Origin of the sequence: Pseudomonas sp. Z3-6 (assembly GCF_051131985.1) — a bacterium.
GTDB lineage: Bacteria > Pseudomonadota > Gammaproteobacteria > Pseudomonadales > Pseudomonadaceae > Aquipseudomonas > Aquipseudomonas zanjanensis.
Genome location: NZ_CP071644.1, coordinates 2,409,316 through 2,423,037, shown reverse-complemented (window position 1 = coordinate 2,423,037; position 13,722 = coordinate 2,409,316). Strand labels below are relative to the sequence as shown.

The 13,722-nt window shown below is 63.6% G+C and carries 16 protein-coding genes; 10 read left to right on the top strand and 6 right to left on the bottom strand.

What is annotated here, in order from left to right:
- Window positions 1-23: 23 nt before the first annotated feature.
- Window positions 24-1,154, bottom strand: coding sequence for a sensor histidine kinase (locus tag J3P88_RS11090; protein ID WP_434575197.1), 1,131 nt, complete (start codon window positions 1,152-1,154; stop codon window positions 24-26).
- Between the two features lie 456 nt (window positions 1,155-1,610).
- Between J3P88_RS11090 and J3P88_RS11085 the strand changes: the two genes are divergently transcribed.
- Both J3P88_RS11085 and J3P88_RS11080 read left to right on the top strand, forming a co-directional pair.
- Entirely contained in the window at window positions 1,611-2,576 is a 966-nt protein-coding gene (locus tag J3P88_RS11085; protein ID WP_434575196.1) for an EamA family transporter, read from the top strand.
- A 344-nt stretch (window positions 2,577-2,920) separates the two neighbouring features.
- Window positions 2,921-3,781: a CAP domain-containing protein gene (locus J3P88_RS11080; RefSeq protein WP_434575194.1), complete on the top strand. Its 861-nt coding sequence runs from the start codon at window positions 2,921-2,923 to the stop codon at window positions 3,779-3,781.
- 152 nt (window positions 3,782-3,933) lie between these two features.
- On the opposite strand, the gene J3P88_RS11075 is transcribed toward J3P88_RS11080, so the two are convergent.
- The 4 genes from J3P88_RS11075 to ggt form a co-directional block, all read right to left on the bottom strand.
- Window positions 3,934-4,566, bottom strand: coding sequence for a Vgb family protein (locus J3P88_RS11075; protein WP_186710202.1), 633 nt, complete (start codon window positions 4,564-4,566; stop codon window positions 3,934-3,936).
- A 34-nt stretch (window positions 4,567-4,600) separates the two neighbouring features.
- On the bottom strand, window positions 4,601-5,821 hold the full coding sequence (locus J3P88_RS11070) for a helix-turn-helix domain-containing protein (protein ID WP_434575191.1): 1,221 nt from the start codon (window positions 5,819-5,821) through the stop codon (window positions 4,601-4,603).
- 194 nt (window positions 5,822-6,015) lie between these two features.
- Window positions 6,016-6,549: a cysteine hydrolase family protein gene (locus J3P88_RS11065; protein ID WP_434575190.1), complete on the bottom strand. Its 534-nt coding sequence runs from the start codon at window positions 6,547-6,549 to the stop codon at window positions 6,016-6,018.
- Window positions 6,550-6,585: 36 nt separating this feature from the next.
- Window positions 6,586-8,313: a gamma-glutamyltransferase gene (gene ggt, locus J3P88_RS11060; protein WP_434575188.1), complete on the bottom strand. Its 1,728-nt coding sequence runs from the start codon at window positions 8,311-8,313 to the stop codon at window positions 6,586-6,588.
- A 298-nt stretch (window positions 8,314-8,611) separates the two neighbouring features.
- Here ggt and J3P88_RS11055 point away from each other — a divergent pair, with 298 nt between their 5' ends.
- Window positions 8,612-9,043 (top strand): GNAT family N-acetyltransferase, encoded by a 432-nt coding sequence (locus J3P88_RS11055; protein WP_434575186.1) that lies wholly within the window; start codon window positions 8,612-8,614, stop codon window positions 9,041-9,043.
- 128 nt (window positions 9,044-9,171) lie between these two features.
- On the opposite strand, the gene J3P88_RS11050 is transcribed toward J3P88_RS11055, so the two are convergent.
- The gene (locus J3P88_RS11050) at window positions 9,172-9,522 is read right to left on the bottom strand and encodes a hypothetical protein (RefSeq protein ID WP_186730893.1); all 351 of its coding nucleotides are present in this window, start codon (window positions 9,520-9,522) and stop codon (window positions 9,172-9,174) included.
- Between the two features lie 134 nt (window positions 9,523-9,656).
- Between J3P88_RS11050 and J3P88_RS11045 the strand changes: the two genes are divergently transcribed.
- The 7 genes from J3P88_RS11045 (at window position 9,657) to J3P88_RS11015 (ending at window position 13,692) form a co-directional block, all read left to right on the top strand.
- On the top strand, window positions 9,657-9,992 hold the full coding sequence (locus J3P88_RS11045) for a DUF6388 family protein (RefSeq protein WP_186710191.1): 336 nt from the start codon (window positions 9,657-9,659) through the stop codon (window positions 9,990-9,992).
- A 229-nt stretch (window positions 9,993-10,221) separates the two neighbouring features.
- On the top strand, window positions 10,222-10,614 hold the full coding sequence (gene tusD, locus J3P88_RS11040; protein ID WP_053123601.1) for a sulfurtransferase complex subunit TusD: 393 nt from the start codon (window positions 10,222-10,224) through the stop codon (window positions 10,612-10,614).
- Window positions 10,614-10,976: a sulfurtransferase complex subunit TusC gene (gene tusC, locus J3P88_RS11035; protein WP_186710189.1), complete on the top strand. Its 363-nt coding sequence runs from the start codon at window positions 10,614-10,616 to the stop codon at window positions 10,974-10,976. Before tusD ends, tusC begins: the two co-directional genes overlap by 1 nt.
- Window positions 10,976-11,269: a sulfurtransferase complex subunit TusB gene (tusB, locus tag J3P88_RS11030; RefSeq protein WP_186710187.1), complete on the top strand. Its 294-nt coding sequence runs from the start codon at window positions 10,976-10,978 to the stop codon at window positions 11,267-11,269. The genes tusC and tusB overlap by 1 nt, the downstream gene beginning before the upstream one ends.
- Window positions 11,266-11,601, top strand: coding sequence for a TusE/DsrC/DsvC family sulfur relay protein (locus tag J3P88_RS11025; RefSeq protein ID WP_434575183.1), 336 nt, complete (start codon window positions 11,266-11,268; stop codon window positions 11,599-11,601). The genes tusB and J3P88_RS11025 overlap by 4 nt, the downstream gene beginning before the upstream one ends.
- The gene (locus tag J3P88_RS11020; protein ID WP_434575181.1) at window positions 11,598-12,599 is read left to right on the top strand and encodes a glycosyl transferase family protein; all 1,002 of its coding nucleotides are present in this window, start codon (window positions 11,598-11,600) and stop codon (window positions 12,597-12,599) included. Before J3P88_RS11025 ends, J3P88_RS11020 begins: the two co-directional genes overlap by 4 nt.
- An 88-nt stretch (window positions 12,600-12,687) precedes the next feature.
- A complete protein-coding gene (locus tag J3P88_RS11015; RefSeq protein WP_434575179.1) occupies window positions 12,688-13,692 on the top strand; it encodes a glutathione S-transferase family protein in 1,005 nt (334 codons plus the stop codon).
- The last annotated feature ends 30 nt before the right edge of the window (window positions 13,693-13,722 follow it).

The window sequence follows — 13,722 nt, the reverse complement described above, 5'->3', positions numbered from 1 at the left end:
GAACGGCTTGCCCGGAGAATTCATCAGTCCGGGTGCAGCGGTATACGCACGGTGAAGGTCGTGCCGCCTCGCGCCTTCGAATGCACCTCGATGGTGCCCTGGTGGGCCGAGACGATCGCCGAGGCGATGTGCAGGCCCAGTCCGAGCCCGGCCGTGGAACCGTATTGCGCTTCACCGCTGCGCAGATTTCGGACCATCGGATTGAAGATGCTGGCGATGGCCTCTTTCTCGATAGGCTTGCCCTGGTTGTTGATTGCGATCACTGCCATATCTCGTTCAACACTCAACGAAACGGTAATCGGCGTGCCTTCGGTGCCATGCTGGACAGCGTTGCCGATCAGGTTGGCGAACACCTGCTCCATACGGGCTGGATCGAACAGCCCCTCCAGGGCACCGGTCGTTTCAAAGAGGATTTCGCTTTCCGGGTGATAGGCCCGCGCCTCCTCCACCATGCCTTCGCAAGCCGCCACCAGATCACCGTTGAAACGCTGCACCGGAATGCCCGAGCCGAGCTGGGTACGGGTGAAATCCAGTAGATCGCCGACGATTTTGTTGGCCCGCTTGACGCTGGTGTAGATGCGCGACGTGATCTTGGTGGCTTTGGCGGGTAGGTCCCCGGCCCGTAGCAGCACTTCGGAACTCAGCAGGATCGCGCCCAAGGGGCTGCGCAGGTCATGCCCGAGAATTCCCAGGAAGATGTTGCGCGACGCATCCACCGCTGCCGAATAACTGACCACGGACTCGGCCAAGGCCTGGTCCACGGCCTCGTTGAATCGAATCAGATCGTCCATGACCTGTTTGTGATCCAGTTGCATGTGCGGCATCCAAAGCATGAGCACGCTAGTGCGCAGGGCCCGGTATTCGGAAACCATTTGCTCGACGGTGAAACCCGAGGACTGACGGATGACCGCATGGGTTTCGGCGGCGGTTTCGGCCTCGGTCGCCGGCGCTTCCCCGTGGGACTTGGTAATCGCCTCCTGGCGCGTTTGCGAAGTGCGCAGGTCTGCGGCGATGGTGCGCAGCATCTGCTCGGCATGGTCGCGCAGGGCCACGGAATCCATGCCAATCGACGCGGGGGTGATGGTTTTGGCGAAGTCTTCCCACGCCTGAAGAATCGGCTCGATGTTGTCGAGGATGAAATCGGCCAGGCGCATGAGTTTTTCCGCAAGAAGGCAATGCTGTAGACGACACAGCGGCCTGATGGTTGTACAGCAAAGCACTGGGCAATGTGCGTAATGCTGTTCACCAAGCCGTTATGGGAGCGAGCTTGCTCGCGAAGAGGCCGGCAAGCCCAGCATCCATGTGACTGAACACTGCTATCGCGAGCAAGCTCGCTCCCACACTGGCTTCCGGGTGTCCACAGCTCCTGCGTCCAGGCACAGGACCCCTGTGGGAGCGGGCTTGCTCGCGAAGAGGCCGGCACATCCAACATCTTCATTGACTGGACCACCGCTATCGCGACCGCCCCCATGCAACCGAGCGAATAGGCCCGCCGATCTTGTCCCTTGCACCCCATGAGGTAAAAACCTTAGAGTTGTACGACAACCTATAACCTAAAAATAACCGATCCGGGGCCTTTTGCCTTGGCGGCCGCCTTCGAGACATCTGCCATGACCCGCTCCACCGCTACACCTGCCGCTTCCACGCCATTACCCCGCCACCTCGCCGTACTTGTCCTGCTGTGCATGGGCTGCGCCTTCGCCGGCAACCACGTCGCCGCCCGGGCCGCGTTCGATGACGGTGCCGGGGTGTTGCTGGCGATCCTGCTGCGTTCGGGCGGGACGCTGCTGGTGCTGGCGGCGATGGTGCTCTGGCAACGGCAGAGCCTGCGCTTGCCGCCCGGTGCGTGGCGTTGGCAATTGACCCTGGGGCTGTTGATCGGCGCCCAGAGCCTGTGCCTGTACTCCGCTGTGGCGCGGGTGCCGGTGGCGTTGGCCTTGTTGGTGGGCAACGTGTTTCCGATCCTGCTGGCCTTGCTGACCTGGGCGTTGGGTGGCCCCCGCCCGACGGCGCGCACCGCCGCGTTGATGGGCATGATCCTGGTGGGGCTGGTGTTCGTGCTGGAAGTGCCGGCGCGGTTGTCGTCCGGGCAGGACGTTGGCCCGCAATGGCTGCTCGGGGTGGGCCTGGCCTTCTGCGCCGCGTGTGTGTTCGCCTGTGCGCTGTGGATCACTGATCACAAGTTGTCCCAGGTGCGCGGTTCAGTCCGCAGCCTGCTGACGATTTTCATCGTGTTCAGCAGCGTCAACCTCGCCGGCCTGACCGGTGCCCTGCCCGGCGGTTTCGACCTGCCGGCCAGCAGCACCGGCTGGCTCGCCCTGGCGACCTTGGTGGTGCTCTATGGCACCGGGTTCATCGTGCTGTTCATTTCCGTACCCCGCCTGGACATGCCGCGCAACGCCCCGGTGATGAACATCGAACCGCTGGCGACGCTGCTGATCGGTTGGCTGGTGCTGGACCAGATGCTCAACCCGGGCCAGATCCTGGGCGGCGCGATTGTGGTGACGGGCATCGTGTTGCTGACCTATCGCAAGGTTGAGCGGGCCAAGGTGCCGGTGGCTGGAACAGCGAATTGAACTGACTGACCACCCTTGTGGCGAGGGAGCTTGCTCCCGCTCGGCCGGGCTGGCGTTCCAGCGCGAAGCGGTCGCCAATGCCTTGGGCCTGCTTCGCAGGCCAGCGGGCGGGGACTCCCTCGCCACAAATGTGTTCAGTCAGCGCTACAGCGTATGCCCCGTCATGGGTCCAGACAGACCCACACGGACCTGAAATTTAGTCTCCGCCCTGCGGAAACTTGTTCCCAAACCCACAGTCCTACCCCAGCCGTGAAAACCTCGCCGACCTGCAGCGACGAATTTTCCAACTGATCGGCGCCGAGCCTGGCGCTAACGCAACTCCCCCTTCTTGAGCCGTTCGCCCCATGCGCCACCCTGTTCGCTCTTGCCGTTTCGTTTCGCTGTGCCTGCTTGCCCTGTTTCCCTTACTCACCAGCCCCGCCCAGGCCCGCGGCGAAAGGCAGCTGGTGGAAGCCATCAACGACTTCCGTAGCCAGTCCCGCCGTTGTGAATGGCGCACGGTGCGGGCGACGCAGCCGCTGGTGCTGCGTTCGAGCCTGGGCTTGCCGATCGGTTTTCGCGGCGGTCTGCGGGAGACCTTGAAAGACGCCGGCTATCAAGCCCAGGCCGTGCGCAGCATTCGCCTGACCGATGCGCGGGACGCCGAAGAAGCCTTTGAAATGCTGGCCGATGAACATTGCGCAGCGCTGCTGGACAACCAGTACGCCGATATCGGCGTCAATCGGGTCGATGATGAATGGCGCGTCGTGCTGGCGCAGCCCATGGGCGGCACGCGGATGAGCGATGCGGGGGCGTCGGACAAGGCGCTGCTGACCCAGGTCAATGCCGCCAGGGCCAAGCCCCGGATGTGCGGGCGCCAGCGCTTCGCGGCGACTCGGCCGCTGAGCTGGAACGCCGCCTTGGGCACGGCGGCCCAAGGCCACAGCCGGTCGATGGCCCGGGAGAATTATTTCGCCCATCGCGACCCGGACGGACGCTCCACTTCCGATCGGGCCAAGAGCGCCGGTTTTCGCGGACGTAAATTGGGCGAGAACATCGCCGCCGGCCAACGTTCACCAAGCCAGGCCCTGCACGATTGGCTTGCCAGCCCCGGACATTGCGCCAACCTGATGAATCCGATGTTCACCCAAATGGGCGCAGCCTCGGCCCGCGATTCACGCAGCGATGCGGGGGTGTATTGGACGATGGTGCTTGGCGCGCCGTGAAACATTACTCCCAGCGCTGAACCATACGCTGTGGTGGCGAGGGAGCTTGCTCCCGCTGGACTGCGAAGCAGGCCCAAGGCATTGGCGACCGCTTCGCGGTCGAGCGGGAGCAAGCTCCCTCGCCACAAGGGCTACGGCGAATCGGCCAGCGCTCATATAGGCCGACGCACCGCCCGCACCTTGCCACTGCCTCCGCCGCCACAGAAAAACCGGTCGGCCCCATCGGATTCCAACCCCGACACACCGATCCCCGGCGGCATCGTCACGCTTTCCAGCACTTGCGCCGTTTGCGGATCGATGCGCCGCAAGTCGCTCTCGTCGTTTTCCCAGGTGCCATGCCACAGTTCGCCATCGACCCAGGTCACGCCCGTGACGAAGCGGTTGGACTCGATGGTGCGCAGGACCCGGCCGTCGGCGGGGTCGATCTGCAGGATCTTGCGCGCCTTGTACTGACCGACCCAGAGCGAGCCTTCGGCCCACGCCAGGCCGGAATCATCACCGCTGTTGGGGGCAGGAATCGTGGCCAGGACCTGGCCGGTGCGTGGGTCGATCTTGCGGATGCTGTCACCGGCGATCTGGAACAAATGCTCACCGTCAAACGCCGTGCCCGCGTTCGCCGGGACATCGAGGGCATGCACGGTCTGGCCGCTGGCGGGGTCGAGGGCGTGCAGCTTCTCGCCTGAAGCGAACCAGACGCGCTCGCCATCATGGCTGACGCCGTGCACGCAGTCGACGCCCGGGAACGGGCCGTATTCACGCAGGATCTGTGCCTCTGAACGTTTCATTTCACTCGCCTCATCGGTAGGGGTTGAGTGCATCCTAGCCATCGGATGGCAGTGCCGTGAGTAACAATACCGTCGCGAATCCAGGCATCGGCGGCGCCATCCAACGCCGGGCCCTGGCGCGCCCGAACGACTGCGCCTTGCCGGCGGCGGCCAGTGTTTCCAGGGCCCGCTGCACGCTGCGCTGGCTGATGTCCAGGGCCAGCGCCAAAGCCGACGAGGACCAGGCTTCGCCATCGGCCAGTAGCGCCAGCACCGCCCCGTAGGGTTCCTCGACGGGGCGCGCGAGCACCACGACCTCCTCAGCCTGCCGCGGCACCAGGGTAAAGCCGCGCGGGGTGGCCTTCACCTCCGCCAACGGGCGAAGCATCGCCCGCAACCGCCCCATCTCGACTCGCAGCCGGGCGCGATGGGACTCATCCGTCAGCTTCAAGCCAAAGCCCTGGGTCATGAGTGCTTCCCTCGACACGTCGCCGGGCCATGCGTGCGCCAACGCCCGCGCCAGGGCGAACAACACCGGGCGCCGAGCCAGGTCGACCTGAATGCCAGCGCCACTGATTCCATAGCGGCACGCGTCCACCACCAGCGCCGACCCGGCCAACAGGGCTTGCACCTCTTCCAGCACGAGCAGGCGCTCTTCGCCCCGGGCGATCAGGCGCGCGGCGGGCGTACTCAGCAGTTGCCAGGCGCTTTCGATTTCGGCGCCCAGCGCACCGATTCCCGCTTGCTGAGCGGCGTGCCTGGCTCGTTCGAGGGCGGCGCGGGCGGTTTGCGTTTGCAGGCGCCGCATGGCGATCCCCGCGGCGACCAACTCGCAAGTCGCCCGTGATGCCAAGGGCAGCCAGGCAAGATCCAGATCGACGAGTTTGAGCTCGGCCTCGTCGAGTCGACCGATCAACAGCAGGCGGCGGATCTCGATCGTGTGGGCATGGGCGACGTTCGCTCGGTCGCCGTGGCTTTCGAGCACCGCCCGCGCGGCGTCGAGGCGTTTCATCGGCCATGCCAGGTCACGGGACGCCAGGGCGATTTCACCTTCGGCGATCACACAACGCGCCCGTGCTACCGCCTCCTGAGGCCCGAAGGCCGCGCCGGCCCGACGCATCAGGGCCCGGGCCTTGGCCAGATCGCCCAACTGCGCCATGGCAATGCCGCGAAGCGCGAGGGCCGGGGCATCGTTGCGCAAGGCGATGCGATTGAGCGCGGCCACGGGGTCTCCCGCTGCCAGTGCGCGCGCTGCCGTGGTGATCTCGTGATTCATGAACGACGACCTTTGTGGCGAGGGAGCTTGCTCCCGCTGGGCTGCGCAGCGGCCCGAAGGCCAGGCGCCACGGTGTGTCAGGTTGATGTGGGCAGCTTCATGGGGGGCGCTTCGCACCCCAGCGGGAGCAAGCTCCCTCGCCACAAATGCGTGCCCCAACCCAAACCTGCCGCAGCCCAAGCAATGGGTATCGGCTACAAGCGAATGCCAGCCGCCGCCACCACATCGATCCGCGACACCGCGCTGCTCAGCCGCCCCAGCCGGTTGTTGTGGTTGGCAATGATCTGCTCGGCCGCCATGCTGCCATTGTCCACAGTGGAGTGGGCGTCGGCCGCCAGGACCACGTCGTACCCCAGGGCATGGGCCTGGCGCACGGTGGCATTGATGCAACAATCGGTTTGCAACCCGCAGATCACCAGGCGGTCGATGCCCCGGGCTTGCAACAACGGTTGCAGGTCGGTCTGGTAGAAGGCATCGGGGGTGGTCTTGCGCACCCGCAGGTCATCCGCCGCGGTCAACAGGTCGGCGGTCAGTTGCCAGCCGGCAGCGCCATAGGCCAGCGCGCCCTCCAGTTCTTCATGCTGGATCAGGATCACTGTCCGGCCGACAGCCCTGGTCCTGGCACTGAGGTCGTTGATGGTCTGGAGGATGCGCTGGCGATCGAAGCACTCTTCTTCGCCGCTGCACAGCGCCTCCTGGACATCGATGATCAGCAATGCGGTGTTCATATTTCCCTCTTCTGACGGTATCGGAGCCGCGCGCCCTCAATAACCCAACGACAGCCCGGTGTTGCGACGGGGATCGTTGGCGCCATAGAAGCGGTTCTTGCCCACGGGCTTGCCGCCCAATGATGGCGCGCCCACCAGGATCGCGGCAATGTGGTTGGGGTCCTGCGGGCCGGCGAACTTGTGCCCCCAGTTTTCCAGCAATTTCTGGGTATCCGGGCTGGCCGCGAAGGTCTCCAGGTTGGTTTCCTCCGGCATCCACTGTTGATGGAAACGCGGCGCGTCGACCGCCTCCTGGAGGTTCATGCCGTAGTCGATCACGTTGAGGATGGTCAGCAACGTCGCGGTGATGATGCGGCTGCCGCCCGGGGTGCCCACCACCATGACCGTCTTGCCGTCCTTGGTGACGATGGTCGGGCTCATGGATGACAACGGCGCCTTGCCCGGCGCGATGGCGTTGGCCTCGCCCTGCACCAGGCCATACATGTTGGGCACGCCGACCTTGGCGGTGAAGTCGTCCATCTCATCGTTGAGGATCACCCCGGTCTTGCTGGCCATGACACCGGCGCCGAACCAGTCGTTCAAGGTGTAGGTGACCGAAACGGCGTTGCCCCACTTGTCGACGATGGAGTAATGGGTGGTGTTGCTGCCCTCATGGGGTGCTACGCCGGGCTTGATCTTCTGCGAGTCGCCGGCCTTTTGCGGCTCGATCGCCGCCCGCAGCTTGGCGGCGTAGTTTTTATCCAGCAGATGGTCGATGGGGTTCTTCACGAAGTCCGGGTCACCCAGGTAGCTGTTGCGGTCCACGTAGGCGTGGCGCATGGCTTCGATCTGGTAGTGCATGCCCTGGGCCGAATGGAACCCCAACTCCTTCATCGGGTAGCCGTCGAGAATGTTCATGATCTGGCACAGCACCACTCCGCCGGAACTGGGCGGCGGCGCCGAGATGATGTGGTAGCCGCGATAGTCGCACTCCACCGGGGCCAGCTCGCGGGTCTTGTATTTGTCCAGGTCGGCCTGGGTGATGATGCCTTTGTTGGCCTGGCTGGAAGTGACCAGGGCATCGGCGACCCAGCCCTTGTAGAAACCATCGGCACCTTTGGCGGAGATTTCCCGCAAGGTCTTGGCGAGGTCCTTTTGCACCAGCTTCTGGCCGACCTGCATGGGCTCGCCGTCGTGCAGGAAGATCGCACCGGAGTCACGCATGTCTTTCTTGAACACCTCGGTGGCGGTTTCCAGCAGATCGACATCGCCCTGCTCCAGGGTGAAGCCTTCCTCGGCGAACTGGATGGCCGGGGCGATCAATTCCGCCCGGGGCTTGCTGCCGTACTTGCTCAACGCCAGTTCCATGCCGGACACGGTGCCGGGCACACCCACTGCCAGGTGGCCGCGGGTGCTGAGTTCGGGCACGACGTTGCCGTCCTTGTCCAAGTACATGTTCGCTGTGGCGGCCAGGGGGGCTTTTTCGCGGAAATCCAGGAACGTCTTGCGGCCATCGGCCAGTTGCAGGGTCATGAAACCGCCCCCGCCCAGGTTGCCTGCCGCCGGATACACCACCGCCAGGGCATAGCCCACCGCCACCGCCGCATCCACGGCATTGCCGCCGTTCTTGAGCACGTCGACCCCGGCATGGGTCGCCAGGTGCTGGGCGGTGACCACCATGCCGTTTTCGGCGGCCACTGGCGCCTGGGAGGCGGCGTACGTCGATAAACAACCGAGGGTCAATGACGTAGCGATGAGGGTCCGGGCTAAGGATTCGAACTTCATGAGTCGGCCTCTTCTTGTTTTAAAAAGTCGGGGGAGCGCATCAAGAGCACAAGTGTCCTGTATCACCTGCGGGAGCAAGGCTTGCCCGCGATGGTATCGCCTCGGCTTTTCAGTTACACCGAGATGCGTGCATCGCGGGCAAGCCTTGCTCCGACTTTTTTTGACGAGTGGATGTTTCAGGACATTTCAGTATGGCTGGGTTTGGATAATTCGCCCGTTTCAAGTCAACCGGATGACGCCAAGGCAACCTTTGGGATAGGCTCCTACGGTTCATCTTGACTGCATAAGGACATCGCCGATGACGCTACGAATCGAACGCAGGGACACACCCACCGACGAAGAACGCCAGGCCATCCTCGCGCCGCTACGCGCCTATAACACCGCCAAGACCGGCGGGACGGTGCCGGAACTGGTGGCTTGGCTGGTGCGGGATGAACAGGGGGAGATTGTCGGTGGGCCGTACGGCCGAGTGTTTTTTAGCTGGCTGTACATCGAATTGCTGGTCGTGCCGGAACAGGCCCGAGGCCAGGGCACCGGCTCGACCCTGATGCAGATGGCCGAAGAATTGGCCCGGGAAAAAAACTGCGTGGGCATCTGGCTCGACACGTTCGACTTCCAGGCGCCGGCGTTCTACCGCAAACACGGCTTCACGGAAATCGGCCAGATCGACGACTACCCGCCGGGCCACCAGCACTTTTTCTTCCAGAAGCGCCTGACTCAGGCCCATTGAAATACTGATCCTGTGGGAGCGGGCTTGCTCGCGAAGGCGGAGAATCAGTCGACAACAATGTTGAATGATTAACCGCTTTCGCGAGCAAGCCCGCTCCCACACTCGATCCGGTTTTCAATTCGGATTGCTTAAAGACAAGTCGCCAACGCCGCCAACCGGCGCTTGGCCACGAAGTCGTCTTGCTTGGCGTAATAACTCAACTCGGTGCCCGTCGCACCGGCGTGCAAATCGACAAACGATTCGGCGGAGCGGGTATAGACCGTCGAGCCGCCCTTCTTGCCCGGTTGCAGGTAGGCGCCGGCATCAACGCCGAATACTGCCTCGTCCTGCCAGGAAAACTGCACGCACTGGGCCACGACCTGTTCCGGTTTGTCCGAGCTCAGGGTCTTGTAAGGGGCCTGGGTCCGGGCTTCATTCATCGCCGAACCCGCGCAGCCGGCCAGCAAGGTGGCGGCCAGGGCCACGGTCAACATTCGCATTGCGTTCACTCATCGAGAAAAAAACGGACTGTAGCACTGCGGCCCCAGCCATCGTGCTGCTTTACTGAAATTTACCCGCGACAGCGAACGCCGATTCACGCACTCTGTCGCGCCCTGTCTCCCAAGGAGTGACCATGGCGGCAACCGAACAGCAACACGAACGGGCCTTGGAACGGTTTCTCGATGAGCGCCCCGAACTGCGCCACGAACTGGACCACCTCAACCCGCTGCTGGCCCAGGCCAAGGGCGAGACCGCCACGCAGTACCGCGCCGAGCGCTTGCATGAAGCGTTCGAAGCCGAGGCCGAGCGCCTGGGGCTGTTTGCCTGGGAACTGACCCTGCAACTGACCGCCGCCTCGCCCGAGGACTACCAGGCCCAGCGCCTGGAGGTGCATAAGGAAGTGGCGGAAATGGCGGGGATGGAGTGGGCCGAGTATTGCGAGCTCAATGGCCTAAAGGCCAAGCACTGAACCCTTGTGGCGAGGGAGCTTGCTCCCGCTGGCCTGCGCAGCAGGCCTAAAAAAAGCAACTCATTCAACCTGACACTGCGTTGCCGGATCCAGGGGCTGCTGCGCAGCCCAGCGGGAGCAAGCTCCCTCGCCACAGGGTTAACCCCCAAAAAATCTCACCCTTCCCTGGCAATCGCCCCACCGCCCATAAAGCTTTATCATGGCCGCAGTTTTGCTGATCGGGTCTGTCATGAAGTTCGCCATTGCGCTGTTTTCCGCCGCTCATGCGCCCTCCTCGCGCCGTGCCTTGCTGTTTGCCCAGGCGGCGCTGGCGGGTGGGCATGAGATCGTACGGCTGTTTTTCTATCAGGACGGCGTCTACAACGCCTGTGCCAGTGTCGTCACGCCCCAGGACGAGCAGGACCTGCCCCAGCAGTGGCGCGCCTTTGTCAGCGACAACCGGCTCGACGGCGTGGTCTGCATCGCCGCGGCGTTGCGCCGTGGCGTGTTGAACGAGGAAGAGGCCCAGCGCTACCAGCGCTCGGCGGCCAGTGTCGAAGCGCCCTGGGCCTTGTCCGGGCTGGGCCAGTTGCACGATGCAATCCAGGACGCCGACCGCTTGATCTGTTTTGGAGGCGCATGATGGCCAAGTCTTTACTGCTGATCAGCCGCCAAGCCCCATGGTCCGGCCCTGGCGCCCGTGAGGCGCTGGACATCGTCCTCGCCGGCGGGGCGTTCGACCTGCCCATCGGCCTGCTGTTTCTCGATGACGGCGTATTCCAGCTCAGCGCCGGCCAAAACGCCAAGGCCGTCCAGCAAAAGGACCTGAGCGCCAACCTGCAGGCCTTGCCGATGTTCGGTGTCGACGATCTGTTTCTCTGCGCCGACAGCGCCGCCGAACGCGGCGTCGCCACCGATGCCCTGGCGCTGGGCGAGGTGAAAGTACTGGGCGCAGCGGACATCGCCGCGCTCATCGACCGCTACGACCAGGTGATCACCCTCTGATGTCGACTTTGCATGTGTTGTCTCATTCACCCTTCGGCGACAACCGCCTCGCCAGTTGCCTGCGGGTACTGGGCAATCAGGATGCGCTGCTGTTGTGCGGCGACGCGACGTACGCGTTGCAACCGGGCAGCCCACCGTTCGAAGTGCTTCAGGCTGCGGGCGTGAGCCTGTTCGTGCTCGCCGAAGACTTACAGGCCCGCGCCCTGGACACGCCAGACTGGGCCGAAGCCATCAACTACTCAGGTTTCGTCGAACTGTCGATCGAGCACGACAAGGTCAACACCTGGCTATGAATACGCTGAACGTGGGCGGTCGCGCCATCGCATTGGACAAGGACGGCTACCTGGTCGACCTGGACGACTGGTCGGCCGAAGTCGCCACCGCCCTGGCCGGCGCCGAAGACATCGACTTGAGCCCCGAACACTGGGAAATCCTCGAACTGCTGCGCGGCTTCTACGACGAATTCCAACTCTCCCCCGCGACCCGGCCGCTGATCAAATACACGGCGCTGAAACTGGGGGCGGACAAAGGCAACAGCCTGCACCTGAACCGATTGTTCAAAGGCACTCCCGCCAAACTCGCCGCCAAGCTGGCGGGCCTGCCCAAACCGACGAATTGCTTATGACCGACTTCCCAGCGCTGACCCTTGAAACCCCGGCCGAACACCCATTCGCCCAGTTCGTGCGCATCCTTGGCAAAGGCAAGCGCGGCGCCCGCAACCTGACCCGCGAAGAAGCCCGCGAAGCCATGGGCCTGGTCCTCGATGAAAAAGTCGAGGACACCCAACTGGGCGCCTTCCTGATGCTGCTGCGGCACAAGGAAGAAAGCGCCGAGGAAATGGCCGGCTTCACCGAAGCCCTGCGTGAGCGCCTGGTGGTTCCGGCGTTGACGGTGGACCTCGACTGGCCGACCTACGCCGGCAAGAAGCGCCATTTGCCGTGGTACCTGCTGGCGGCCAAATGCCTGGGGCAGAACGGCGTGCGGATCTTCATGCACGGCGGCGGCGCTCACACCGCCGGGCGGCTCTACACCGAACAATTGCTGGGCTTGCTGCGGATCCCGCTGTGCCGGGATTGGCAACAGGTCGGCAGCGCGCTGGACAACGGCGGCCTGGCCTTCATGCCGCTGGTGGATTGGGCGCCGCAAATGCAGCGCATGATCGACCTGCGCAACACCCTGGGCCTGCGCTCGCCGATCCATTCCCTGGCGCGGATCCTCAATCCGCTGGCGGCTCGTTGCGGCTTGCAAAGCATCTTCCACCCGGGCTACCAGGCCGTGCATCGCGATGCCAGCGGCTTGCTCGGTGATACCGCCATCGTGATCAAGGGCGACGGCGGCGAGATCGAGATCAACCCGGACGCCGATAGCCACCTGTATGGCACCACTGGCGGCACCAGTTGGGACGAAGAATGGCCGCGACTGGCCGAGCAGCGCCACGTCAAACCCGAGCGCCTCGACCCCGAGCACTTGAAGGCAATCTGGCGCGGTGACGTCGAGGACAGCTACCCGCAACTGGCGCTGATCGCCACCATGGCGTTGGCGCTACGCGGCCTGGGCGACACACGCGACGAAGCGTTCGACAAGGCCCGGCAATATTGGGATGCCCGGGACAGATCGATTTAATCGATCATCAACGCCCAACCTTTGCGCTTTTTGTTCGAACCTATCGGAATAGACTCGTCTCAAATGATTATTGAGCGAGGACATTCAGATGGGTTTGTTGGTCGAGGGCCGCTGGCAGGACCAGTGGTATGAAAGCAAGGATGGCAGTTTCCAGCGCGAGCAGGCGCAACGCCGCAATTGGGTGACCGCCGACGGCAGCGCCGGCCCTTCCGGCGAGAGCGGCTTTGCCGCCGAGGCCGGGCGCTACCATTTGTATGTCTCCCTGGCCTGCCCCTGGGCCCACCGCACGCTGATCTTTCGCAAGCTCAAGGGCCTGGAAAACCTGATCGACGTGTCGGTGGTCAGCTACTTGATGCTGGAAAACGGCTGGACCTTCGACAAGGCCCACGGCTCCACGGGTGACAAACTCGACGATTTGCAATTCCTTCATCAGCGCTACACCGCCGACACGCCGGACTACACCGGCCGCGTCACCGTGCCGGCGCTGTGGGACAAACAGCAACGGCGCATCGTCAGCAACGAATCGGCGGAAATCATCCGCATGTTCAACAGCGCCTTCGACGGCTTGACCGGCAACGACCTGGACCTGTATCCCGAACACCTGCGCGGCGAGATCGACGCGTTGAACGAGCGCATCTACCCGGCGGTGAACAACGGCGTCTATCGCGCTGGATTCGCCACGGCCCAAGCGGCGTACGAAGAAGCCTTCGACCGATTATTTGCCGAGCTGGATTGGCTGGAAACGTTGCTGGCAAACCGTCGTTACCTGGCGGGCGAATACCTGACCGAGGCCGACATCCGGCTCTTCACCACGATGATCCGCTTCGACGCGGTGTACTTCGGCCATTTCAAATGCAACCTGCGGCGCATCTTCGATTACCCGAACCTGTCGAACTGGCTGCGGGAGCTGTATCAATGGCCGGGGATTGCCGAAACCGTGGATTTCACCCATATCCAGGGCCATTACTACGGCAGCCACAAAACCATCAATCCGAATGGAATCGTGCCCAAGGGGCCGAAGCAGGATTTTACGGTGGCCCATGATCGGGAGCGGTTGAGTGGGAAAGGGATTTGGCGTGGGGCTGGGGATTGAACCGGGATCTTTGTTGCAATTGAGGGCCTC

Bases quoted from the DNA above. Each gene is read 5' to 3' on its own strand.
- tusD (WP_053123601.1), top strand. From the start codon at position 10,222: ATGAAGTTCGCCATTGCGCTGTTTTCCGCCGCTCATGCGCCCTCCTCG.
- J3P88_RS11045 (WP_186710191.1), top strand. From the start codon at position 9,657: ATGGCGGCAACCGAACAGCAACACGAACGGGCCTTGGAACGGTTTCTC.
- ggt (WP_434575188.1), bottom strand. From the start codon at position 8,313: ATGAAGTTCGAATCCTTAGCCCGGACCCTCATCGCTACGTCATTGACC.
- J3P88_RS11020 (WP_434575181.1), top strand. From the start codon at position 11,598: ATGACCGACTTCCCAGCGCTGACCCTTGAAACCCCGGCCGAACACCCA.
- J3P88_RS11075 (WP_186710202.1), bottom strand. From the start codon at position 4,566: ATGAAACGTTCAGAGGCACAGATCCTGCGTGAATACGGCCCGTTCCCG.
- J3P88_RS11090 (WP_434575197.1), bottom strand. From the start codon at position 1,154: ATGCGCCTGGCCGATTTCATCCTCGACAACATCGAGCCGATTCTTCAG.
- J3P88_RS11050 (WP_186730893.1), bottom strand. From the start codon at position 9,522: ATGCGAATGTTGACCGTGGCCCTGGCCGCCACCTTGCTGGCCGGCTGC.
- J3P88_RS11055 (WP_434575186.1), top strand. From the start codon at position 8,612: ATGACGCTACGAATCGAACGCAGGGACACACCCACCGACGAAGAACGC.
- J3P88_RS11065 (WP_434575190.1), bottom strand. From the start codon at position 6,549: ATGAACACCGCATTGCTGATCATCGATGTCCAGGAGGCGCTGTGCAGC.
- J3P88_RS11025 (WP_434575183.1), top strand. From the start codon at position 11,266: ATGAATACGCTGAACGTGGGCGGTCGCGCCATCGCATTGGACAAGGAC.
- J3P88_RS11085 (WP_434575196.1), top strand. From the start codon at position 1,611: ATGACCCGCTCCACCGCTACACCTGCCGCTTCCACGCCATTACCCCGC.
- J3P88_RS11080 (WP_434575194.1), top strand. From the start codon at position 2,921: ATGCGCCACCCTGTTCGCTCTTGCCGTTTCGTTTCGCTGTGCCTGCTT.
- J3P88_RS11015 (WP_434575179.1), top strand. From the start codon at position 12,688: ATGGGTTTGTTGGTCGAGGGCCGCTGGCAGGACCAGTGGTATGAAAGC.
- J3P88_RS11070 (WP_434575191.1), bottom strand. From the start codon at position 5,821: ATGAATCACGAGATCACCACGGCAGCGCGCGCACTGGCAGCGGGAGAC.
- tusC (WP_186710189.1), top strand. From the start codon at position 10,614: ATGGCCAAGTCTTTACTGCTGATCAGCCGCCAAGCCCCATGGTCCGGC.
- tusB (WP_186710187.1), top strand. From the start codon at position 10,976: ATGTCGACTTTGCATGTGTTGTCTCATTCACCCTTCGGCGACAACCGC.